The organism is Aeromonas sp. A04, assembly GCF_047780465.1.
In the GTDB taxonomy this organism is placed as follows: domain Bacteria; phylum Pseudomonadota; class Gammaproteobacteria; order Enterobacterales; family Aeromonadaceae; genus Aeromonas; species Aeromonas bestiarum.
This window is the reverse complement of sequence record NZ_JBLNHP010000001.1, coordinates 597,721-617,197: the sequence shown is the minus strand read 5'-3', so window position 1 is coordinate 617,197 and position 19,477 is coordinate 597,721. Positions and strand designations below refer to the sequence as shown.

Genomic DNA, 19,477 nt, shown 5'->3' with positions numbered 1-19,477 from the left:
CAAAAAGCCCGACCAGTGGGTCGGGCTTTGTAATTTGGCGGTGAGGGAGGGATTCGAACCCTCGATACGTTGCCGTATACACACTTTCCAGGCGTGCTCCTTCAGCCACTCGGACACCTCACCAAATTTTTGACCAGAGTTTAACGTGTTTGGCCAACACTGCGTTCGCTGCGCCGTTGCGCTGGAACGGGGCGTAATTTAGGGGAAAGGGCTGCCGGGGTCAACCACTTTTCCCCTTATTTTTCATAATCTTTATCGGATGCCTATCCCTTGAACAGAATGCCGGTTTTTTAAACCCGATCAGGGCTTGTCGAGGATGATCAGGCTGTCGGGCAGCTCATTCTGATCCCGGGTCGCCGGGAAGGCATCGGTCAGGATGGCGCTGGTGCGCTCCACGCACTCGATGAATCCCTGCTCCACTTCCCGGTTGCGCACCCGTTGGGTGAAGTCGTCGATGATCGCCTGCCACTGGGCATTGTCGATGTGCTGGGCTATGCCGTCGTCCACCAGTATCTCCACGTAGTGCTCGGCCACCGAGACGAAGATCAGCACCCCCAGCCGGTCACGGGTGCGGTGCAGACCCTGTTCGATAAACTGCAGGCGAGCCATCAGCGCCGCCCTGTGCCGGCGTACCTTTTTCGGGATCAGGTACATCTTGATGGGGGTCCAGTGGAACAACAGGCTCAGCAGCAGCCAGACCGACCACTGTGCCAGCAGGATCTCGTACCAGCCGAGCCAGAAGCCGAGCTCAAACACCAGCAGGGGTGTGAGCATGGCAATCAGCGCTGCCCACAGGGTGGGAATATAGCGATAACCGTCACTGGCTGGCGCCAGCACTGTGACCAGTTCAGCATCCGTTTCCAGCTCAGCCTCGCGAACCTTGGCCTGCAGCGTGTGGAAGAACTGTTTAGAAATCATGGTGTCGTCTCTTCATTCCTGTATTCCTGTTACCAACCACCGGAGGCTCCGCCGCCGCCAAAACTGCCGCCGCCCCCGCTGAAACCGCCACCGCTGCCGCCACGGCCACCGAAGCTGCCGGCCCCGAAGCCTCCGGTCAGCAAGGCCGCGCGGCGTCGGCCACCGCTGCCACCCCCTCCGCCACCGCCGCGCAGGTTGTGCAGCACTAGCATCACAATCACCATCAGGATGAACAGCCAGGGGCCGCCCAGCTTGCCTTCCTGTTTGTCGGTGTCCACCGGCGTGTACTCACCCGCCAGCGCCTGCATGATGCTCCGGCTGCCGGCGACCACGCCGGCGACCATGTCGCCACGCTTGAAGGCGGGCAGGATCCGGGTCTGGATGATGTTGGCCGCAATGGCGTCGGGCAGGGCACCTTCCAGCCCATAACCCACCTCGATGCGCACCTTGCGTTCATCCTGGGCGATCAGCAGCAGGACGCCGTTGTTCTTGCCCTTCTGACCTATGCCCCAGTGGCGGCCGAGCTGGTAGCCGTACTCCTCTATGGTGTCGCCATCCAGCGTGTCGATGGAGACCACCACCAGCTGGATGCCGCTGCGTTTTTCAAACGCGGCCAGTTGCTGGGTCAGCTGATGGGCCTGCTTGCGGGACATCAGGTTCGCCTCGTCCACCACCCGGCCGCTGAGGGCCGGAAAGGTAGGGGCGGCTTGCAGCGCCGCCGTCCACAGCAGCAGACAGGGCAACAGCCAGCGAACAAGCCTGCTCATTGGAAGCTGACCTTGGGCGCCTCATCGGCACCTGGCTTGGCACTGAAGCTAGGTTTGGCTTCCAGATCCGAGTAGAGCAACTTGGACCAGATGACGCCGGGGAAGGTGCGGATCTCGGTATTGAACTGGCGCACCGCCTCTATGTAGTCGCGCCGGGCCACAGAGATACGGTTCTCGGTGCCTTCCAGCTGGGCCTGCAGGGTGAGGAACTGCTGATCCGCCTTCAGATCCGGATAGCGTTCGACCACCACCATCAGCCGGGAGAGGGCGCTGGAGAGCTGGTTCTGGGCCGCTTCAAACTCCTTGAGCTGGGCGGGATCGCTCACCTGCACGCTGCCGACCCGGGCACGGGCATCGGTGACCGCTTTCAGGGTCTCCTGCTCATGGCTGGCATAGCCCTTGACGGTGGCCACCAGATTGGGAATGAGATCGGCCCGGCGCTGGTACTGGTTCTCGACCTGGCCCCAGCTCGCCTTGACCTGTTCATCCAGGGTCGGAATGTTGTTCATGCCGCAACCCGTCAGTCCCAGCAGCAGGGTCAGGGTCAACAGGCTCTGCGTTGTCCTGCGCCAGAGTGAAGTGGCCATCTTGTTGTTCTCCATTGAAATTTCTAGCGGATATAGGTGCACCATAACAGCTTGTGGTCAACTGCCACAACGGGCGGGCAGCCTGGGTTTGCTGTACGCCATCGAGACCTTGGGCAATTGCGGCTTGTCCTTGAGCCAGGAGGCCAGTTCGGCGCCGCAGCCATTGCCGGGCGGGATAGGGGCCTGGGGCTGGCAATCCGGACTGCCAGCCGGACAGCGCAGGCGCACATGGAAGTGGCTGAAGTGGCCGACCCAGGGACGCAGCTTGGCGACCCAGGGTTCGTCGGCGGCCCGTTTGCACACCTCGCCCTTGAGCACAGGGTTGATAAAGATGCGGGCCACCTCGGGCTTGCTGGCCGCGAGACGCAGCAGTTCCAGTTGCTGGGGGCCGAAGCGTCCCGGCAAGACCCGGTAACTGGGCTCGTCGATCAGTGCCCACTCCCTGGGGGCATCCTGCTCCCATTTGCTGATGGGCTGGTTGGCCATCCGAAACCAGATGTCGGCATCGAGCCCGGTCTGGTGGCTGCGATGGCCCGAGCTGAACGGGCCGCCGTGGGCCATGGCCAGATCGGCGATATAGAGATCCGGCATGCCGGCCATCCGGGTCTGGTTTGCCAGGGTAGTGAGGTAGTGAATAAGGTCGGGGTGACCGTAGTAGCGCAGCCGTTTGCTGCGGATCACCTGATAGCCGGGCCCTGTCAGCGGCAGGGCCATGCCATTTTTGAGGCAGCCGGCCGAATAGCCACCAATGGCTTCGGGATCGATCGGGCGGCTGGTCCCGGTATGCAGGGCACTGGCCATGAAGAGCAGGGTGGTAGCAAGCATGAGACTCCCGACAATCACGCTAAGAGGTGGGCTCAGATAACCCCAATCATATCAAGAGTCTGGCAAGGTCGTCATCCGACTTGCCGGTCGGGTTGCATCTTGGCGTCCGGCTCCCGCACAATGCACGCCACAGCCAGGTGAGCGCGCGAGAGCATGAGGAGAAGGAGATGAAGGTGAGTGAGCTGGTGGAGAAGGCGGGGCTCTGTTGCCTGATGCCTCCCGCCCGACGTTTCTATCCTGTGATGGGGGTCTTGCTGCTGGCGAGTCTGGTAACCGTGTTTGCCGCCGTCGGCCTGGGTTATCCGACGATGGGGCTGCTGCCCTGGGTGGGTCTGGTGTTTGGCGGCATAGTGCTGCTGATGATGGTGCTGCCTCGCAACTGGCAGCGCTGGCGACTGGCCGAGCTCGCCTGGGACGATGAGCGCCTCTATCTGCTCAATGGCAGCGAGGACAGGGCGCTGGCACTGCCAAGAGCGGCCCTGGTCGGCATAGAGCGGGATCGCAAGGTGGGCCACGACGGCCAGTGGCTGGAGTTCAGCCTGGATCTCCGGCTCGATGGCGAGCAGCTCGCGGCGGCGACCAAACTGATGGGGCTTGGCCGTGAGGGGACCCACGAGGTCGCGCCCGGCATTTATCGCTTTGGCTTTAAACGGGCCTGGCACGGTCGCCGTGCACTCAAGGAGATACTCAAGGCGCTGCTCCCCATTTGAGCTGACTATTTTCTCGACAATCCACCTCAAAGCTCAGATACTGCCAGTGACTCGAATTGATCTTGCCTGTTCTGTTCGCCCAAGAGATCAATGACTTGAGTGAACAGGACGGGGAGTGCCTCGGCATGATGCCCTGGCAGGTCCGGCATGGAGGTTGTGCCCTTACTTCTGTGTTGGTGATTGGATAGAGAAGGCACCTTGAATCGAGAGTGGATGGCATGAAGATTTACGTAGGTAATCTGTCGTACCGGATGACGGCCGACGAACTGACAACCGTGTTCAGCCAATTTGGGCAGGTAGAAAAGGTCGATATCATCATCGATCGCGATACCGGTCAGTCCAAGGGGTTTGGCTTTATTGAAATGCCTGTCAATGGCGATGCCGAGAAGGCCATCGCCGGTTTGCATGGCACCGAAATCGGTGGCCGCACCATCACAGTCAACCAAGCCAAACCGAAGACAGATGCACCACGTGGTCGCCCCCAGCGTCATCGTTGAGTTGCCTCGATAATGCAAAACGGCATGGGTATCCCCCATGCCGTTTTTGTTGGTGCGGCGCCATGCCGCTATCACTCAGGGTCAGGGCACGTCATACCCGAGCGCCGCCTTGCGAATGCGGAACCACTGCTGGCGAGTGAGCTGGATGGATTCGGCGGCCACGGCGGCGGCGATCCGCTCCCGCTTGCCTGATCCTATCAGCGGCAACGGCTGGCTTGGCAGCATCATCACCCAGGCGTAGACCAGCTGCTCTATGTGCTGAGCGCCCACTTCATGGCGGATCTGCTCGAGCTCGGCGCGCAGCGGCGCATACTCCTGGCCGTTGAACAGGCGTCCGCCACCGAGGCAGGACCAGGCCATGGGTTTGATGCGCAGTTGCTGGCATTGATCCAGGGTGCCATCCAGGGTGGTGCTCTGGTTCAGCGGCGAGATCTCCAGCTGGTTGGTGACCAGCGGGAAGGGCAGGCGCGACTGCAGCAGCTCGAACTGGCGAGGGGTGAAGTTGGATACCCCGGCGTGCTTGATCTTGCCTGCCTGCCTGAGGGTGATGAAGGCATCGGCCACCTCGTCGGCATCCATCAGGGGATCCGGACGGTGGATCAGCAGCAGATCAAGATGGTCGGTGCCGAGCTTTTGCAAGGAGGCCTCGGCGCTGGCGACGATATGGGCCTTGCCGGTGTTGTAGTGGTTGAGGGCATGTTCCGGCCTGGCGGTGAGGGCGATGCCGCACTTGCTGACGATCTCCATCCGCTCGCGCAGGGAAGGCTCGAGGCGCAGGGCCTTGCCGAACGCCTCCTCGCACTGGTAACCGCCGTAGATGTCGGCGTGATCCAGGGTGGTCACTCCCAGATCCAGGTGGTACTTCATCAGGTCGAGCAGCGCGGCCGGGGAGAGTTGCCACTCCATCAGACGCCAGTAGCCCATGATGAGGCGGGAGAAGGTCGGGCCCTGATCGTGCAGGGCGACGCGAGATACAGACATGAGTGACTCCTTGGGAAATTAATGCTGCCAGCATCTTGGTCTCTTCTGCCTGGCAAGGCAATAATGCGGCTTTTGTTCACTCGAACTTTGGTTCTGACGGGATACATATGGAAGGATTTGCCGAGCGGTTGCGGAGCCTGATCGGGGCGGGCAGCATCAGCGCGTTTGCGCGTAAAGTCGGCTTGAGCGAAGCCTTGATCCGCAAATATCTGAAGGGGGCCGAGCCCGGCCTTGGCAAGGCAAACCAGATCGCCATGGGGGCCAACTGCTCGCTGGAGTGGCTTGCTACCGGCTGTGGTTATCTTTACCGACAGGCAGAAGTGGTGGATCGGGAGGCGCTGGCCGCCGCAGGCGCCCTGCTGCAGGAGCTGCAGCAGGCGCCATCCTTGCCTGATGAAAGGCAACTGGTCACCCTGCTCGCCTACTACCAGTTCCTGCGCAGCCACAAGAAGGCCGACGGTTTCCTGGATCTGGCACTGGCGCGCGAATTTGGCAAGCACCTCAATGAGGCATGAACCCGGATGGGCATAGCCGACCAACTCTTGGCGGCAGCCGGTTATTATTCTGATAACCTCTAAACAGACGGCAGATCCGGGGAGAGGGTGATGGGCTATCTGATCTTGGGCAGTGGTGGATTGGGCACGGCGCTGGCCAGGGAGCTGTCGGACCGAGGCGAGGAGCTGGTGCTGGCGGGCAGGCAACTGCCAAAAGGGCTGGATCCGGCCTGCTACTTCCCGTTGCAGGAGGTGGATCCACTCTCCTTCGATGCGCTGTTCACCCTCTATGACACGACCACTCTACCGAACGTGGTGATCAACACCATAGGCTTGCTGCACGACATCAACTTCATGCCGGAGCGGCGGGTGGAGGAGGTCAATCCCAAGTGGCTGTGCGACAGCCTGCTGGCCAATGCCTGGCCACATCTGGCCCTCGGCGCCTGCCTGAGTCGCCGCATGGCCCCGGATGCCAGCTTGTGGCTCTGTTCTCTCTCCGATCTGGCCGGCAGCCTGACCGCCAATGAGACGGGCAGCCGCTATAGCTACCGGATGAGCAAGGCGGCCCTCAACATGGGGGCCTGGACGCTGGCGCTCGAATGGCGGGACCGCTTCCCCTGTGCCGGGGTGATCACTGTGCATCCGGGTTCCATGGATACCCCCATGAACCAGCCCTTTCTCCATGAGCTGGCCCCCGCCAGCCTGCAGGATCCGGCCTGGGTCGCCCCCCGTTTGCTGGATCTGATCGCCGGTTTGTCGTTGGCGCAATCCGGCACTTTTGTGGATCTGCAGGGGCAGCCGCTGCCCTGGTAAGCCGTCACCGGGTTCACATTCCGGCGACTCCCTGCTTGCCAAGCCCGCCCGGGCTGGCTAACGTCGTCCTCCTGCACCAGGAGGGATGTCATGCGCTACATCGATTTACGAAGTGATACGGTCACCCAGCCCACGGATGCCATGCGCCAGAGCATGCTGCATGCCGAGGTCGGGGACGATGTCTATGGGGAGGATCCGGGCGTCAATGCGCTGGAAGCCTATGGCGCCGACCTGCTTGGCAAGGAGGCCGCGCTGTTCGTGCCGTCCGGCACCATGTCCAACCTGCTGGCGGTGATGAGCCATTGCCAGCGAGGGGAAGGGGCCGTGCTGGGCTCGGCAGCCCACATCTATCGCTACGAGGCGCAGGGTTCTGCCGTGCTGGGGTCTGTGGCCCTGCAACCCGTGCCCATGCAGGCCGATGGCTCGCTGGCACTGGCGGATGTGCGGGCGGCCATCGCCCCTGACGATGCCCATTTTGTCCAGACCCGCCTCGTCTGCCTCGAAAATACCCATAACGGCAAGGTGCTGCCCCTGTCTTATCTGCGCGAGATGCGCGAGTTTGTCGACGAGCATGGCTTGCAGTTGCACCTGGACGGCGCGCGTCTGTTCAACGCCGTGGTGGCGAGTGGCCATACGGTGCGCGAGCTGGTCGCGCCGTTTGACAGTGTCTCCATCTGCCTCTCCAAGGGGCTGGGGGCGCCGGTGGGATCGTTGCTGGTGGGTTCCCATGCCTTCATCGCCCGTGCCAGAAGGCTGCGCAAGATGCTGGGTGGCGGCATGCGTCAGGCGGGGATCCTGGCCCAGGCCGGCCTGTTTGCCCTGCAGCAGCATGTGGTACGCCTCGCAGACGATCATCGCCGTGCCAGACGGCTGGCCGAGGGGCTGGCGGTGCTGCCCGGCATCAGGCTGGATCTGGCGCAGGTGCAGACCAACATGGTGTTTCTGCAACTGACGAGTGGCGAGAGTGCACCCTTGCTGGCCTTCATGAAGGAGCGGGGGATCCTCTTCTCCGGCTATGGCGAGTTGCGGCTGGTGACCCATCTGCAGATCCACGATGATGACATCGAAGAGGTGATCGACGCCTTTACCGAGTACCTAGGAGCGCATTGATACGGATTGTTCACTACAGAAACAACACAGGGCGCCGCGGCGCCCTGTTTCATTTTTGAATGATGTTGTTGGTCACGGCTGTCGCTGGCCTGTCATCAGCATGGCCTCGTCGGTAGCATCGTAGATCATCACGGCGATATGGGTCACCTGACCGCCGAAATCGGCCAGCGGCACCAGGGTCAGATTCTGGAACATGTGGGGGGCCGAGCCCGTGATGGGGCGATAGTTGGAGAAACGCAGCAGATAGGGTTTCTGCTCCCAGGTGCTGAAGGCGCGATTGTTGAGCTTGAACACCATGTTGGCCTTGCGTTCGAACCAGGCCCTGTCCACGTCGGGGAAGAGATCGAACAGCACGCCATCGCGCACCTCACCGGCCAGCCGGCCGCTGTGGCTCTCCATGAAGCCGTTCCATACCTGCACCCTGTACTCCTTGTCGAGCACCACCAGCCCCACGTCCAGGTTCTGGACTATGTTCATCAGCCAATGAAATTCACGAATTTCCATGGTCACTCCCTAGAGCATGTGCATGATTTTGTTGTTCATGGTGGCGATGGAATCTTCGGTAAACAGCAGCAGCAGGTCACACTGCACCGCGTAATCCTGGACCCGGTAATTGATCTCGATGGCCAGGGTGCGGCGCCAGCGGCTCTTGTTGGTGTTGATGAGATCCTTGATGGGCCTGTGCTGACCGAGCACCACAGGGTGACCTTGGCTGAAGGGGGTATCGAGCTGGCTGGCGTAACCGCGCAGGAAGGCGCCGATCAGCACGTTGGCCGTGTCCATCAAGAGTTCCAGCTCGGCATTGCGATCCAGCGCGCCCTGATGGTTCATCAGCCGGGCCAGATCCTTGAAGCTGGAGTCGTGAAACAGGATCAGCGCTTCGCCGGCGATCCCCGCCCCGATGAAGCCCTGACAGACGGCGGAGAGGGTATCCGAATCGGCTGCGGCCGAGAGGGCCATGTGCAGCTCGGAAACCTCCAGCACGTTGACGTTGGGGATGGGCAGCACCACGAAGGCGTTGAGCAGGCGGGCAAGCAGGTCGGCGGCCTGGCCCATGGAGACGTTGGCAAGCTCCTGGTAAACGTCGCGGATCTCGGGGGTGATTTTGATGCCGACATCGGCATCAGGTTCACCTGCCGCTAGGCCCTCGAGCAAGGCAGGCGCAGCGGCGACGCCATTGGGTTGCCACAAACCGTGTTGTCTGAGCAGGGCGCTCAGGGTCTCGGGGGCGGCGGGTTTCTTGATGAAATCGAGGGCGCCCAGGCTCATGACCCTTTGATGCGCCTCGGGCTGGATGTCGCCAGAGACGACGAACACCTTGTTGCGCAGCCCTTCCTGTTGCAGTGTCTCCAGCACCCCGTAGCCGTCCATTTCCGGCATGGTCAGATCCAGAAAGATCAGATCGCCATGCCCCATCAGCACCTGTTCCACCCCTTCGAGCCCGTTTGCGGCGTAATGCAGCGTCACATCCCAGTCGGAAGGAAGGGCGCGGGCCAGCTGCTTACGAGCGAATCCTGAGTCATCACATATCAATACATTCATAGTGTTAGGCTGGCCTGGTCAACGAGGATTGCTATAAGTGTGGCCCGCTGACGGTCAGATGCAATGGGACAAACTGGTTGCCGGTGAAAATTGGTTGTCCCATTGATGGTTCCGGTAGCGCGCTGAGTATTTTTCAACGAATTCAGCGAACATCTTAACACGCAGCGGGGCGAACTGAGGCTGGCAGCGCAACATATAGAAGGGGCGATTGCCGGTTTTCCAGTCCGGCAGCACGGCGACCAGTTGCTCATCCTGCAGGAAGGGGTGCACGTAGTGGCGCGGTGCATTGACTATCCCCAGATGCCGTCTGGCGGCCCTGACAGCGGCCTGGGTCTGGTTGACGGTGAGCTTGGCGGCGCGCTTGATCTGCACCGTCTGCTCGTCCCGGCCGGTCAGTTGCCAGTGCTGATGGGGCCAGCAGTAGATCAGGGAGTGCTCCTCCAGCTGGGCCGGGTGCGCCGGTGTGCCCATCTTCTCCAGATAGAGTCTGGAGGCGAACAGGCCGTATTCGATGTGACCGAGACACTGGGCATTGGTCATGGATTGGGGCAGTTCACCGTTGAAAAACACCAGATCCCGATCGTTGTCGAGCAGGTGCTGATGGTCGTTGGTCTGGGCGATGTCGAACCGCACCGCCGGGTAGTGCAGGCCAAAATCCGCCAGCATGTCGACCAGTATGGTGTTGGAGAGCGCGATGGGCGCGGCGAGGCGGATCACCCCGTTGATGTCGGCTTCCCGACCCTGGATTTCACCCGTGGCCTGCTCAATCTCGGCCAGCGGGGTGCACAGACGCTCGTAATATCTGAGCCCGTCGTCGGTGAGGCGGAGTTTGCGGGTGGATCTGTGTAGCAAGGAGCAGCCGAGCTGCTCTTCCAGCTGAGAAATACGTCGACTGATGGTGCCGGTAGGCATGCCCAGTGCGGCAGCCGCGTGGGAGAAGCCTCCCTCTTGCACCACCTTGACGAACAGATAGAACTCTTCGATGTACTTCATAAGCGGTGTTCTGGGTGTAACAAGGGAGTGACCTTAAAAAGAGCCGCCCGCCTTGGCAAGTGCAATCCGGCGTTTAATTGATCTGGATTAGATTCGACTCCCGCTGGTATTGGTGCAACAGGCGGACAAATTCGGCCGGATCCCGGTCCAGGCTGTTGTCCGGCACCAGCAGATCGTAACCGAGCAGGTCACGCAAGCGGGTCATGCGATTGGCCAGCATGGCGATCACCCCCTCGTAGCGCTGACCAGACGGGGAGCGAAAGTGGCTCTCTTCCAGCAATCCCTCCCCCTGAAAGGCATCACCGCAGCCGCCGCTGGCACAATCTTGTCGTTCACTGCGCAGGGCTTGCAACAGCACTGCCCGCTGTTCGGTCAGCAGGCGCACGGCCAATCTGGGTGTGATCAATGTCAAAAAATCGTCGTAATCTTTTATCTTCAAACCTATGTAGGGCAGGGCGACCAGATCCCAGCCCAGATGAATGCGTGGTTGGTCAATACGTTGAATATTTCTCCATTTCAGGATCCAACCGCCGTATTTATGGTGATATTGCAAACAATCGTGACAGAGCGAGAGGCTGAAATGGGGTTCAACCAGCTTCAATGAGCCGATAAATATCATCATCAGACCCGCCAACAGGCCGGAGACGAAGGGGATTAGTGGTTGTTCACGGAATAAAAAAAGTATAAAAATCATAGTAATGGTTACTATGATGCCCAACAATATCAAGGTGAGTCCGTTTTTCCTGACCATGGGTTTCACATGTAGCGTTTTCATATGAAGTCAGCCCTTGTGCGCATGCTTATTTCCAGATTATGGGCTGGATCCGATTTTGTACCAGCACCGGGCGTCCCGATAGGGCGTCTTGTTGCAGGGTTTCCCTGTGATCACACATCATGAATCACCATATTAGATGAATACGCTAGACGAACGGTTATTGAACGGGATGGATGTGCTGCATACCCCGATCTGGGTTTATGACATCCGCCACCATCATATCTACTGGGCCAACCGCACCGCATTGGGGGTGTGGGAAGCCAGCTCGCTTGCCGAACTGCAATCGCGCGACTTCTCGGCCGACATGGCCGATGCCATCGACTTGTTGCTGCAACGCTATCTCGGTGATTTTCAGCAGGGGCGCAGCTACAGCGAGTGGTGGACTCTCTCGCCCAAGGGCGTCAAGAAGCAGATCTACCTGCGGCTGTCCGGCATTCAGCTGGCTGGCCGCCTGATGATGATGACGGAGGCGGTGATCGATGCCGATACCCTCTATCAGGAGTCCTCTCTCGCCACCGGCGACACCCTGGCCTGCCTGTTTGACAATCAGGGGCGGCTGGAGAGTGGCAACCACCACTTCGACATGTGTTTTGGTGGCCAGGTCAGCCAGCTTTCCCAGGTGTTTTCCGGCAATGACGAAGCCTTCTATCAGAAGCTCTCCCGACTCGACGAAGTGGTGGCCGAGGGGGAGTGCCGGACGCTCAAGGGGATGCGCTGGTTCCAGTACCAGTTCCGTCATATCCAGCAGGGGGCGCAGATCCTGCTCACCATGCGCGACATCACGGACCGCAAGCTGGAAGAGCTGGAACACCGCCATCTGGCCTGGCACGACTCGCTGACCGGGTTGCTCAACCGTTACGGCCTGATGAAATCCCTCGAGGCATATTGCGGTCTGGGTGGGCGTTTCGCGCTGGTGTTCATGGATCTGGACAACTTCAAGCTGGTCAACGACAACTATGGCCACAAGGCCGGGGATCGGCTGCTGGAGCGGGTGGCCGGTCGGCTCAAGCAGGTTTGTCCGCGAGATGTGGAGCTGGCGCGCCTCGGCGGGGACGAGTTCACCGCCCTGGTGCCGCTGACACACTCCAGCGATCGGGCGCAGGAAGTGGCCGATCTCATGCTCTCCCAGATGACCAAGCCGCTGCAGCTGAGCGGGGTGCCCGAGGTGACCATAGGTGGCAGCATAGGCATCGCCATCTACCCGGACGATGCGGATGACGGCGACAACTTGATCACCCGCGCCGACATGGCCATGTATCAGGCCAAGCAGATGGGGCGCCTGCGCTGGCAGCGTTTCACCCCCAGCATGCAGCAGACCCTGCACCGCAAGCTAACCCTGAAGCAGTTTCTGGCCAAGGCCATAGGTCGGCAGGAGCTGAGCCTCTGCTACCAGCCCCAGGTGGATGTGGCAAAGGGCAAGTTGCTCGGTTACGAGGCCCTGCTGCGCTGGCACAACCCTGTGCTCGGCCATGTCTCGCCGGTGGAGTTCATTCCGCTGGCCGAGGAGATGGGGCTGATCCGGGAGATCGGCAGCTGGGTGCTCTCGACGGCCTTGGCCCAGATGGCCCATTGGCAGCAGCAGTGGCGGGTGCGGGTGCCGGTTTCGGTCAATCTGTCCGGGTTTCAGCTCTCCTCCTCCTTGCCGGAGCTGGTGGCTCAGCAGCTCAAGGCGTATGGCGTGGATGCCAGCCTGTTGACTCTGGAGCTGACCGAGACAGTCCTTATGCTGGACATGAAGGGCTGCATCGAGATCCTCGATGCCCTGAGCGAGCAAGGGATCAAGATCGCCATCGACGATTTTGGTACCGGCTATTCGTCGCTGGCCTACCTGAACCGACTGCCGATCGACACCATCAAGCTGGATCGCTCGTTCGTGGTGGGGCTGAACCTGCCGGTGATCCGCGCCACCGTCGCCATGGCGACCAGCCTGGGGCTTGGCATCATGGCCGAAGGGGTGGAGGATGAGCATGAGCTCGCCGCGCTGCGTGCCCAGGGTTGTCACGTGTTCCAGGGCTTTTTGTTCAGCAAGCCGATGACAGTGGAGCAGGTGGAGGCCAGTGCCTTTCTGGTGTGCTGCAAGGCGGGCGACTATCCGCTGGCGGGATAGGGCCAAAGAAGTGCCTCTGTCATCGTCAGCTGCGAGGGGCCTTGGGCCCCTCCGTTTTTTTGGGTAGAGTGTGGGCTTCTTCCTGGAGGCATCATGAACCCGACCATAGACCTTATTCTCGCCCATAGATCCATTCGTCAATTTACCCCGGAGCCCATCACGGCGAGCCAGCTCGACCAGATCCTGAGTGCGGCCCAGTCTGCCTCCAGCTCCAGTTTCCTGCAGGCGAACAGCATCATACGGGTGACCGACATGGCCCTGCGTGCCCGGCTCGCCGAGCTGGCGGGGCATCAGGCCTATGTAGCCGAGGCCGCCGAGTTTCTGATGTTCTGCGCCGATTATCATCGCCACGGCCAAATCGTGCCGGATGCCCAGACAGGTTTTGTCGAGCAGCTGCTGATCGGGGCCATCGATGGCGCCCTGATGGCCCAGAATGCCCTGCTGGCCGCCCAATCGCTGGGATTGGGTGGCGTCTACATCGGTGGCATTCGCAACAGTCCGGTCGCCGTGAGCGAGGCGCTGGGGCTGCCCCATCAGGTGATCCCCCTGTTTGGGCTCTGTCTTGGCCATCCGGCGCAGGCTCCCGAGCAGAAACCCCGCTTGCCCCGGGCGCTGGTGGTGCACGAAAACCACTATCAGGCCGAGCTGGACCGCCCCTTGCTGGCGCAATACGATCAGCAGATCGAGGCTTACTATCAGGCTCGCAGCAGCAATAACAAGCAGCAGACCTGGAGCAGCCAGATCCGGGGCATCCTCGGCAAGGAGGCGCGCCCCTTCATGCAGGAATTCCTGCAATCGAAAGGGTTCAACCTCAAGTAATGGGCCCGATGGGCGATACTATGAGGTAATGGCAGTGTTGCCATCGCTGCGTGATCCTGATCTCCGCTGCCGATTTGTGGCTCCAAAGCGCAATAAATCGTGGGTAAGCGCGGCGGTGCGGACTACCTTAAGTGGGTAAGCTGTTGTAGGATCACGCAATTGGATTGGGACAGGAGTTTGAACATCCTATGATTTTAACCTTGGTATTGCTGTCTATTGGCGCACTCCTGTTTCTGGTGATCGCCTATAACGTGATGCAGCAATATAAGCAGAAGGCAGAGGCCGACAAACGCCATGCCATCGCTCGTCATAAGGCAGTGGCGGATGAAACCGAAGAGGTGCTGCTGAATGTCAACTTGGTGCCCTTCTCCAAGAACATAGTGCTGTTGCTGCAACACCGTATTCTGGATGCGTACCGGGCGATCGCCCTGGTGATGCCCAATGGCCAGATCAAGCAGCGCATCGCAGACGTGCAGACCCAGATCAAGAATGTGCAGGAGAATTACAGCAGCCAGGATGAGGGGCATTTCAAGACGCCCGAATCCGACCGCCAGGCCATTCAGATGCTGCAACTGGTCAAGAAGATGCGGGCCGTGCTGCGGGTCGAGCACAACAAGGGCAAGATAGATCCCCACGGTTTTGCCCAGGAGGAGCGTCGGCTCGAGCTGATGCAGCTCAAGATCAACATCTCCAATCTGGTCAAGCGGGCCATGGATGCCCAGATCCAGGGGCAATATGGTACCTGTCGTCAGCTCTATACCAAGGGACTCTCCGCATTGGCCGGGGTGTCTGACAAGGATCCCTACCTGATGGCCCGTGAAGAAGACATGCGCCAGGGACTGGCCGGACTGGATGCCCACCTGCAGCAGCACAGCGAGAAGGAGCTGCAGAACATCAAGGATAAAGAGGCGGACGAGCTGGACGTCCTGTTCCAACCCAAGAAGAAATGGTGATCATGTCCCACCCACTCGATACCACACTGGGGCCCATGGCCCCATTTGTTTGCCAGCTGCTGGCTGAACTGGCGCAACGGGCCGTCCATGTCGATGCCATCGACGTTGACCACCTCTGTTACCGTGCGGCCACGCTGGTCGAATATCAGGCCCTGAAACAGACTCTGGTGGCGCACGGTGCCCTGCTGGTGGAAGGCATGATAGGGGGGCGTCCCATTGCCACCTACCAGCTGCATCATCCCGTGTGCTGTGGCGACGTCAGCGTGCCCTGCATCGAACTGGCGGCGCCCAAACCGGGTCGCAGCCATCAGGCGGGGCTGGAGCACATAGAGCTGGTGGTGCCGTCACTGCCGGCGCTGGTGGCCGCGCATCCCGATGTGCCGTTCAAGACTGGCAACATGGATGATCTCCGCAACCCTGACGTGGGCTTGATGCTGACATCGGGCCAGATCAAGTTTCACCTGCGCTCTTTGGCCGAGGTGATCGAGGAAGAGCTGCACACTGGCGCCGTGGTGCCTGTGCCCGCCGATTATTACGACAACCTCTGATTGATGCGAGCGCGGGCACGGGTGCCCCTTGATGATGATGCTGTGTAGGCGTGGGGGCCGCTACCCGTGACTACGATGGCGTAAGGAGAGGGGGCGGGTGTTACGCCCCTTCAAGTGACCGAGCCAGAGGCTCAAGCCCGCGGTGATCACCAGCACCAGCTCGATGCCGAGCACCAATCCCCCCAAGCCACCCCGCTCCCAGAAGGGATGCAGGTAGAGGCCTCCCAGGCTGGCACCCAGATAATACCCCACCAGATAGAGTGATGAGGCGAGCGCCCGGTTGTGTTCCACGTGCTGGCCGACCCAGGCACTGGCACAGGCGTGGGCGAGAAAGAACCCGAAGCTCGAGATGAGCAGCCCCGTCAATATGGCCGCCAGCGAGCCGTGCAACAGCAGCGCACTGCCCAGCGCCATCAGCGAGATCCCCGCCAGCAGCAGGCGCTGTGCCCCCCAGCGGTGGGCGCAGCGACCACTCAGGGAGGAGGCGACCGTACCCGACAGATAGGTCAGGAACAGCATGCCGAGCCACTGGGTGGGCAGGGAGAAAGGGGCCTTGGCCAGCAGGAAGGTGAGGTAGCTGTACTGGTTCAAAAACACCATGAAGTTGAGCCCGCCGATGAGATAGGCACCGACCAGCAGCGGGTTGCCGAGGTGGCTGCTGATGGCCTGCCGGAACTGGCCCGGCTCGGCGATGACGGGCACGAAACGGGTCTGGGCCGGCAATAACCAGATGACGAGGGGCAGCAGGGTCAGGCTTATCAGGCCTATGCCGAGAAAGGTGTGCTGCCAGTCGCCAAACCAGCCGGCCAGCAGACCACCGACCACCCGGCCGGCGATCCCGCCGAGCGAGTTGGCGGCGATGTAGACGCCGACTGCGGAGAGCAGGGCGCGCTTGCTGAACTCTTCTCCCATGTAGGCGATGGCGGTGGCGGGCAGCCCGGCCAGCAACACCCCTTGCAGTATCCTCAGCAGCAACAGCGATTCAAACTGGTTCACCAGGCTGATGAGCAGGGAGAGCAGTATGGCGCCGGCCAGGCTCCACAGCATGATCCGTCGCCGACCGAACCTGTCCGCGAGGCGGGCGCAGAGCAGCAGCGAGGCGGCCAGACCTGCGGTGCAGCCAGCCAGTGTCCAGCCCGCCGCCAGCGAGCTGACAGAGAAGACATCTGCCAGCAATGGCAGCAGGGGGTGGGTCTGGTAGAGGTTGAGAAACACCAGGAAGGAACCCAGGCTCAGGGCCAGGGTGGCGCGTATCCATTCGCGGCTGCCTACTTCGATCATATGCGGTTGTCCTGACGGCTTTTGTGCAGAGTAGTGCGCCGCAGAGCATAAATATAATATATTTAAGTTATCCAACTAATAAGATTAATTGATATGGATTTGAAACAGCTCACCTATTTGCTGGCGGTGCGGGATGCCGGTTCCTTCACTAAAGCGGCCAATGGCCTCCATATTGCCCAGCCCGCCATCAGCATGGCCATCGCCAAGCTGGAACAACAGCTCGAGTTGCGGCTGTTTGACCGGCAGGATCGCACAGTGCGGCTCACCCCGGAGGGGGAGGTACTCTGCCGTCATGCCGAGCGACTGTTGTTGCAGATGCACCAGGCGGAAGCCGAGATGGCCGAACTGAAAGGGCTGGAGCGTGGTGAGGTGCGTATCGGCATTCCCTACATGATGGGCTCTTACTACTTTCCGCCGATCCTGATGGCCTTCAAGCATCGCTATCCCGGCCTCAAGATCCGGGTGGAGGAGGCGGGCTCGCGTGAGCTGCTGAGCCGCATGGTGGATGGCACCCTGGATCTCGCCATCCTGATCACCAGCGATCTGCCGCCTGCATTGGAAGGGGCCCAACTGCTGCGTGAAGAGATGTTGATGGTGGTGGGGGAGGAGCACCCGCTGCGGCAGGCCCCGGCCGTCTCCCTGACCCAGTTTTTCAGCCAGGAGCTGGCCATGTTCCGGCGCGGTTTCTACCACCGCGAGCACATGGAAGCATTGGCGCAGGGGCTGGGCTGTGAGCCCAATATCGCCTTCGAGAGCAACCTCATCCCGCTGCTCAAGGCGGTGGTAAAGCAGGGATTTGCGGTGACAACTTTCCTGCGGATGGTGCTGGACGAGGAGACTGCCTTGACCGGCGTGCCGTTTGCTCCGCCCATTTTCCTCGATCTTTGCGTGGCGTGGCGGCGGGGGGATCCGCTCTCCATGGCGAACCGCGCCTTGCGGGATTTTTTGCTGGCGCAGGCCCGGCCATAAATGGCCAAGAAGGAAAGGCTATCAGGCAAAAGTTTGTTAGTATTAGTTCAAGTCGCCTTTAGAGCCTAACACCATGAAACTCCAACAGTTGCGTTATATCGTTGAGGTTGCCAACCACAGATTGAACGTGTCGGCAACGGCAGAGAGCCTCTACACCTCTCAGCCAGGGATCAGCAAGCAGGTGCGCATGCTGGAAGATGAGCTGGGGATCCAGATTTTCGAGCGCAGTGGCAAGCATCTGACCCAGATCACTCCGGCAGGGCGGGATGTGATCAAGATAGCCAACGAGATCCTGGGCAAGGTGGAGAGCATCAAGGCGGTGGCGAGCCAGCATACTCATCCCGAGCAGGGCACGCTGCATATCGCGACCACCCATACCCAGGCCCGCTATGCGTTGCCCGATGTGATCAAGGGGTTCATCAAGCGCTTTCCCAAGGTCTCCCTGCACATGCATCAGGGCACCCCGACCCAGATCAGCGAAGCCGTGGTCAAGGGCCAGGCCGACTTTGCCATTGCCACCGAGGCGCTGCACCTGTACGAAGATCTCATCATGCTGCCTTGCTACCACTGGAATCGCAGCGTGATCGTGCCCAAGGGCCACCCGCTGACCCAGGTTGGCAAGCTCTCCATTGCCGATATTGCCCGCTTCCCGCTGGTGACCTATGTGTTCGGCTTCACCGGCCGCTCCGAACTAGATACCGCCTTCAACCGGGCCGGGTTCGAACCCAACATCGTCTTCACCGCCACCGATGCCGACGTGATCAAGACCTATGTGCGATTGGGGGTGGGGATCGGCGTGATGGCGACCATGGCGCTGGATCCCCAGGTCGATACCGATCTGGTGGCGCTCGATGCCAGCCACCTGTTCGCCCACAGCACCACCAAGATAGGATTTCGCAAGGGCTCCTTCCTGCGCACCTACATGTATGACTTCATGACCCGTTTCGCCCCGCACCTGACCCGGGATGTGGTGGAGCGCGCCATTGCGCTGCGCTCCAGTGACGATGTGGATGCCATGTTCGCCGATATCGAGCTGCCCATCCGCTAGCGCGGCCAGTCTGAGTGTCTGCCAACAAAAACGCCTCCCGATGGGAGGCGTTTTTCATGCCGGCGTGGACGAGTCGGGATCACTTCTTGAACAGGTGATCCAGCTTGCTCGCCTTGGTCGAGAGATAAAACTCGTTGTGGGGATTGCGCCCTTCCTGCAGGGGAACCCGCTCCGCCACCGGAATGCCAAAGCTCTCCATTGCCTTCATCTTGCGCGGGTTGTTGGTCATCAAACGCAAACTGGTGACGTGCAACGCCTTGAGCATGTCGGCGCAGATGGTGTAGTCGCGCATGTCGGCGGCAAAGCCCAGCGCCACATTGGCCTCAACGGTATCGGCGCCCTGATCCTGCAGGTGGTAGGCCCGGATCTTGTTGAGCAGGCCTATGCCGCGCCCTTCCTGGCGTACGTACAGCAAGACGCCACGACCGGCCTTGGCGATGTTCTCCATGGCGGCCTGCAATTGAAAACCGCAGTCGCAGCGCAGGCTGAACAGGGCGTCTCCGGTCAGGCACTCAGAGTGAATGCGGCCCAGCACAGGCTCATCACCCGTGACATCGCCCATCACCAGCGCAGCATGATCCTTGCCGGTACCGGTTTCCTGAAAGCCTACCAGCGTGAAGGTGCCCCAGGGGGTCGGCAACTTGGATTTGGCCACGAGGGTAACGCTGCTCATAGGTTGCTCCTTACTACAGCTGCTTAAAAAGGGCGGCCAGTTTAGCGCGCCTTGTCCATAACAACCA

General features: G+C 60.7%; 22 protein-coding genes and 1 tRNA gene. 11 read left to right on the top strand and 12 right to left on the bottom strand.

The genetic code is table 11. The features are described 5' to 3' along the window. Nucleotides 1-35 precede the first annotated feature (35 nt). The 5 genes from ACM3N8_RS02720 to mepA form a co-directional block, all read right to left on the bottom strand. A tRNA-Ser gene (locus ACM3N8_RS02720) sits at nucleotides 36-123 on the bottom strand. Between the two features lie 177 nt (nucleotides 124-300). Further along, complete coding sequence (locus ACM3N8_RS02715) at nucleotides 301-918, bottom strand: TPM domain-containing protein (RefSeq protein ID WP_274452118.1); 618 nt, start codon at nucleotides 916-918, stop codon at nucleotides 301-303. A 29-nt stretch (nucleotides 919-947) separates the two neighbouring features. Next, complete coding sequence (locus ACM3N8_RS02710) at nucleotides 948-1,685, bottom strand: TPM domain-containing protein (protein ID WP_290016848.1); 738 nt, start codon at nucleotides 1,683-1,685, stop codon at nucleotides 948-950. After that, a complete protein-coding gene (locus ACM3N8_RS02705; protein WP_172955367.1) occupies nucleotides 1,682-2,287 on the bottom strand; it encodes a LemA family protein in 606 nt (201 codons plus the stop codon). The genes ACM3N8_RS02710 and ACM3N8_RS02705 overlap by 4 nt, the downstream gene beginning before the upstream one ends. A 42-nt stretch (nucleotides 2,288-2,329) precedes the next feature. Then, nucleotides 2,330-3,097 (bottom strand): penicillin-insensitive murein endopeptidase, encoded by a 768-nt coding sequence (gene mepA, locus ACM3N8_RS02700; protein WP_290016846.1) that lies wholly within the window; start codon nucleotides 3,095-3,097, stop codon nucleotides 2,330-2,332. A 167-nt stretch (nucleotides 3,098-3,264) separates the two neighbouring features. Here mepA and ACM3N8_RS02695 point away from each other — a divergent pair, with 167 nt between their 5' ends. Next, the gene (locus tag ACM3N8_RS02695) at nucleotides 3,265-3,807 is read left to right on the top strand and encodes a hypothetical protein (protein ID WP_416015422.1); all 543 of its coding nucleotides are present in this window, start codon (nucleotides 3,265-3,267) and stop codon (nucleotides 3,805-3,807) included. Nucleotides 3,808-4,025: 218 nt separating this feature from the next. Further along, complete coding sequence (locus ACM3N8_RS02690) at nucleotides 4,026-4,304, top strand: RNA recognition motif domain-containing protein (RefSeq protein ID WP_080741091.1); 279 nt, start codon at nucleotides 4,026-4,028, stop codon at nucleotides 4,302-4,304. A gap of 81 nt (nucleotides 4,305-4,385) precedes the next feature. Here ACM3N8_RS02690 and ACM3N8_RS02685 read toward each other — a convergent pair whose 3' ends face one another. Further along, nucleotides 4,386-5,285, bottom strand: a complete 900-nt coding sequence (locus ACM3N8_RS02685) for an aldo/keto reductase (RefSeq protein WP_416015421.1) — start codon at nucleotides 5,283-5,285, stop codon at nucleotides 4,386-4,388. A gap of 107 nt (nucleotides 5,286-5,392) precedes the next feature. Here ACM3N8_RS02685 and ACM3N8_RS02680 point away from each other — a divergent pair, with 107 nt between their 5' ends. From ACM3N8_RS02680 to ltaE, 3 genes are all read left to right on the top strand, one after another. Further along, nucleotides 5,393-5,800, top strand: a complete 408-nt coding sequence (locus tag ACM3N8_RS02680; protein ID WP_416015420.1) for a helix-turn-helix domain-containing protein — start codon at nucleotides 5,393-5,395, stop codon at nucleotides 5,798-5,800. 90 nt (nucleotides 5,801-5,890) lie between these two features. Beyond that, nucleotides 5,891-6,592, top strand: a complete 702-nt coding sequence (locus tag ACM3N8_RS02675; protein ID WP_416015419.1) for a short-chain dehydrogenase — start codon at nucleotides 5,891-5,893, stop codon at nucleotides 6,590-6,592. A 90-nt stretch (nucleotides 6,593-6,682) separates the two neighbouring features. Continuing rightward, complete coding sequence (gene ltaE / locus ACM3N8_RS02670) at nucleotides 6,683-7,702, top strand: low-specificity L-threonine aldolase (protein WP_416015418.1); 1,020 nt, start codon at nucleotides 6,683-6,685, stop codon at nucleotides 7,700-7,702. 72 nt (nucleotides 7,703-7,774) lie between these two features. On the opposite strand, the gene ACM3N8_RS02665 is transcribed toward ltaE, so the two are convergent. The 4 genes from ACM3N8_RS02665 to ACM3N8_RS02650 all read right to left on the bottom strand — a co-directional run bounded on the left by ACM3N8_RS02665 (nucleotide 7,775) and on the right by ACM3N8_RS02650 (nucleotide 11,012). Next, nucleotides 7,775-8,206 (bottom strand): PAS domain-containing protein, encoded by a 432-nt coding sequence (locus ACM3N8_RS02665; RefSeq protein WP_416015417.1) that lies wholly within the window; start codon nucleotides 8,204-8,206, stop codon nucleotides 7,775-7,777. A 9-nt stretch (nucleotides 8,207-8,215) separates the two neighbouring features. Beyond that, the gene (locus ACM3N8_RS02660; RefSeq protein WP_290016838.1) at nucleotides 8,216-9,244 is read right to left on the bottom strand and encodes a response regulator; all 1,029 of its coding nucleotides are present in this window, start codon (nucleotides 9,242-9,244) and stop codon (nucleotides 8,216-8,218) included. 54 nt (nucleotides 9,245-9,298) lie between these two features. Further along, nucleotides 9,299-10,237 carry a LysR family transcriptional regulator gene (locus ACM3N8_RS02655; protein WP_043136656.1) on the bottom strand — a complete coding sequence of 313 codons (939 nt, stop codon included), beginning with the start codon at nucleotides 10,235-10,237 and terminating at the stop codon, nucleotides 9,299-9,301. 73 nt (nucleotides 10,238-10,310) lie between these two features. Continuing rightward, nucleotides 10,311-11,012: a DUF2982 domain-containing protein gene (locus ACM3N8_RS02650; RefSeq protein WP_043555338.1), complete on the bottom strand. Its 702-nt coding sequence runs from the start codon at nucleotides 11,010-11,012 to the stop codon at nucleotides 10,311-10,313. A 169-nt stretch (nucleotides 11,013-11,181) separates the two neighbouring features. Between ACM3N8_RS02650 and ACM3N8_RS02645 the strand changes: the two genes are divergently transcribed. The 4 genes from ACM3N8_RS02645 (at nucleotide 11,182) to ACM3N8_RS02630 (ending at nucleotide 15,439) form a co-directional block, all read left to right on the top strand. Next, nucleotides 11,182-13,119: a putative bifunctional diguanylate cyclase/phosphodiesterase gene (locus ACM3N8_RS02645; RefSeq protein ID WP_043136650.1), complete on the top strand. Its 1,938-nt coding sequence runs from the start codon at nucleotides 11,182-11,184 to the stop codon at nucleotides 13,117-13,119. Nucleotides 13,120-13,212: 93 nt separating this feature from the next. Continuing rightward, complete coding sequence (gene nfsA, locus ACM3N8_RS02640) at nucleotides 13,213-13,938, top strand: oxygen-insensitive NADPH nitroreductase (RefSeq protein WP_416015416.1); 726 nt, start codon at nucleotides 13,213-13,215, stop codon at nucleotides 13,936-13,938. A gap of 188 nt (nucleotides 13,939-14,126) precedes the next feature. Continuing rightward, entirely contained in the window at nucleotides 14,127-14,891 is a 765-nt protein-coding gene (locus ACM3N8_RS02635) for a hypothetical protein (protein WP_043136644.1), read from the top strand. Then, nucleotides 14,885-15,439: a VOC family protein gene (locus ACM3N8_RS02630; protein ID WP_274452111.1), complete on the top strand. Its 555-nt coding sequence runs from the start codon at nucleotides 14,885-14,887 to the stop codon at nucleotides 15,437-15,439. The genes ACM3N8_RS02635 and ACM3N8_RS02630 overlap by 7 nt, the downstream gene beginning before the upstream one ends. Nucleotides 15,440-15,499: 60 nt before the next feature. Here ACM3N8_RS02630 and ACM3N8_RS02625 read toward each other — a convergent pair whose 3' ends face one another. Beyond that, nucleotides 15,500-16,720, bottom strand: a complete 1,221-nt coding sequence (locus ACM3N8_RS02625; RefSeq protein WP_290016837.1) for an MFS transporter — start codon at nucleotides 16,718-16,720, stop codon at nucleotides 15,500-15,502. A gap of 93 nt (nucleotides 16,721-16,813) precedes the next feature. On the opposite strand from ACM3N8_RS02625, the gene ACM3N8_RS02620 reads away from it, so the two are divergent. Together ACM3N8_RS02620 and cysB are read left to right on the top strand one after the other, a co-directional pair. Next, entirely contained in the window at nucleotides 16,814-17,689 is an 876-nt protein-coding gene (locus ACM3N8_RS02620; protein WP_290016835.1) for a LysR family transcriptional regulator, read from the top strand. Between the two features lie 73 nt (nucleotides 17,690-17,762). After that, a complete protein-coding gene (cysB, locus tag ACM3N8_RS02615; protein WP_043136635.1) occupies nucleotides 17,763-18,737 on the top strand; it encodes an HTH-type transcriptional regulator CysB in 975 nt (324 codons plus the stop codon). A 79-nt stretch (nucleotides 18,738-18,816) separates the two neighbouring features. Here the strand turns inward: cysB and ribA are convergent, their stop codons facing one another. Further along, nucleotides 18,817-19,410, bottom strand: a complete 594-nt coding sequence (ribA, locus tag ACM3N8_RS02610; protein WP_043555348.1) for a GTP cyclohydrolase II — start codon at nucleotides 19,408-19,410, stop codon at nucleotides 18,817-18,819. Nucleotides 19,411-19,477: the final 67 nt, after the last annotated feature.

Excerpts from the sequence above, each read along its gene's own strand:
- ACM3N8_RS02715 (WP_274452118.1), bottom strand. The coding sequence starts at position 918 with ATGATTTCTAAACAGTTCTTCCACACGCTGCAGGCCAAGGTTCGCGAG.
- ACM3N8_RS02710 (WP_290016848.1), bottom strand. The coding sequence starts at position 1,685 with ATGAGCAGGCTTGTTCGCTGGCTGTTGCCCTGTCTGCTGCTGTGGACG.
- ACM3N8_RS02705 (WP_172955367.1), bottom strand. The coding sequence starts at position 2,287 with ATGGAGAACAACAAGATGGCCACTTCACTCTGGCGCAGGACAACGCAG.
- mepA (WP_290016846.1), bottom strand. The coding sequence starts at position 3,097 with ATGCTTGCTACCACCCTGCTCTTCATGGCCAGTGCCCTGCATACCGGG.
- ACM3N8_RS02695 (WP_416015422.1), top strand. The coding sequence starts at position 3,265 with ATGAAGGTGAGTGAGCTGGTGGAGAAGGCGGGGCTCTGTTGCCTGATG.
- ACM3N8_RS02690 (WP_080741091.1), top strand. The coding sequence starts at position 4,026 with ATGAAGATTTACGTAGGTAATCTGTCGTACCGGATGACGGCCGACGAA.
- ACM3N8_RS02685 (WP_416015421.1), bottom strand. The coding sequence starts at position 5,285 with ATGTCTGTATCTCGCGTCGCCCTGCACGATCAGGGCCCGACCTTCTCC.
- ACM3N8_RS02680 (WP_416015420.1), top strand. The coding sequence starts at position 5,393 with ATGGAAGGATTTGCCGAGCGGTTGCGGAGCCTGATCGGGGCGGGCAGC.
- ACM3N8_RS02675 (WP_416015419.1), top strand. The coding sequence starts at position 5,891 with ATGGGCTATCTGATCTTGGGCAGTGGTGGATTGGGCACGGCGCTGGCC.
- ltaE (WP_416015418.1), top strand. The coding sequence starts at position 6,683 with ATGCGCTACATCGATTTACGAAGTGATACGGTCACCCAGCCCACGGAT.
- ACM3N8_RS02665 (WP_416015417.1), bottom strand. The coding sequence starts at position 8,206 with ATGGAAATTCGTGAATTTCATTGGCTGATGAACATAGTCCAGAACCTG.
- ACM3N8_RS02660 (WP_290016838.1), bottom strand. The coding sequence starts at position 9,244 with ATGAATGTATTGATATGTGATGACTCAGGATTCGCTCGTAAGCAGCTG.
- ACM3N8_RS02655 (WP_043136656.1), bottom strand. The coding sequence starts at position 10,237 with ATGAAGTACATCGAAGAGTTCTATCTGTTCGTCAAGGTGGTGCAAGAG.
- ACM3N8_RS02650 (WP_043555338.1), bottom strand. The coding sequence starts at position 11,012 with ATGAAAACGCTACATGTGAAACCCATGGTCAGGAAAAACGGACTCACC.
- ACM3N8_RS02645 (WP_043136650.1), top strand. The coding sequence starts at position 11,182 with ATGGATGTGCTGCATACCCCGATCTGGGTTTATGACATCCGCCACCAT.
- nfsA (WP_416015416.1), top strand. The coding sequence starts at position 13,213 with ATGAACCCGACCATAGACCTTATTCTCGCCCATAGATCCATTCGTCAA.
- ACM3N8_RS02635 (WP_043136644.1), top strand. The coding sequence starts at position 14,127 with ATGATTTTAACCTTGGTATTGCTGTCTATTGGCGCACTCCTGTTTCTG.
- ACM3N8_RS02630 (WP_274452111.1), top strand. The coding sequence starts at position 14,885 with ATGGTGATCATGTCCCACCCACTCGATACCACACTGGGGCCCATGGCC.
- ACM3N8_RS02625 (WP_290016837.1), bottom strand. The coding sequence starts at position 16,720 with ATGATCGAAGTAGGCAGCCGCGAATGGATACGCGCCACCCTGGCCCTG.
- ACM3N8_RS02620 (WP_290016835.1), top strand. The coding sequence starts at position 16,814 with ATGGATTTGAAACAGCTCACCTATTTGCTGGCGGTGCGGGATGCCGGT.
- cysB (WP_043136635.1), top strand. The coding sequence starts at position 17,763 with ATGAAACTCCAACAGTTGCGTTATATCGTTGAGGTTGCCAACCACAGA.
- ribA (WP_043555348.1), bottom strand. The coding sequence starts at position 19,410 with ATGAGCAGCGTTACCCTCGTGGCCAAATCCAAGTTGCCGACCCCCTGG.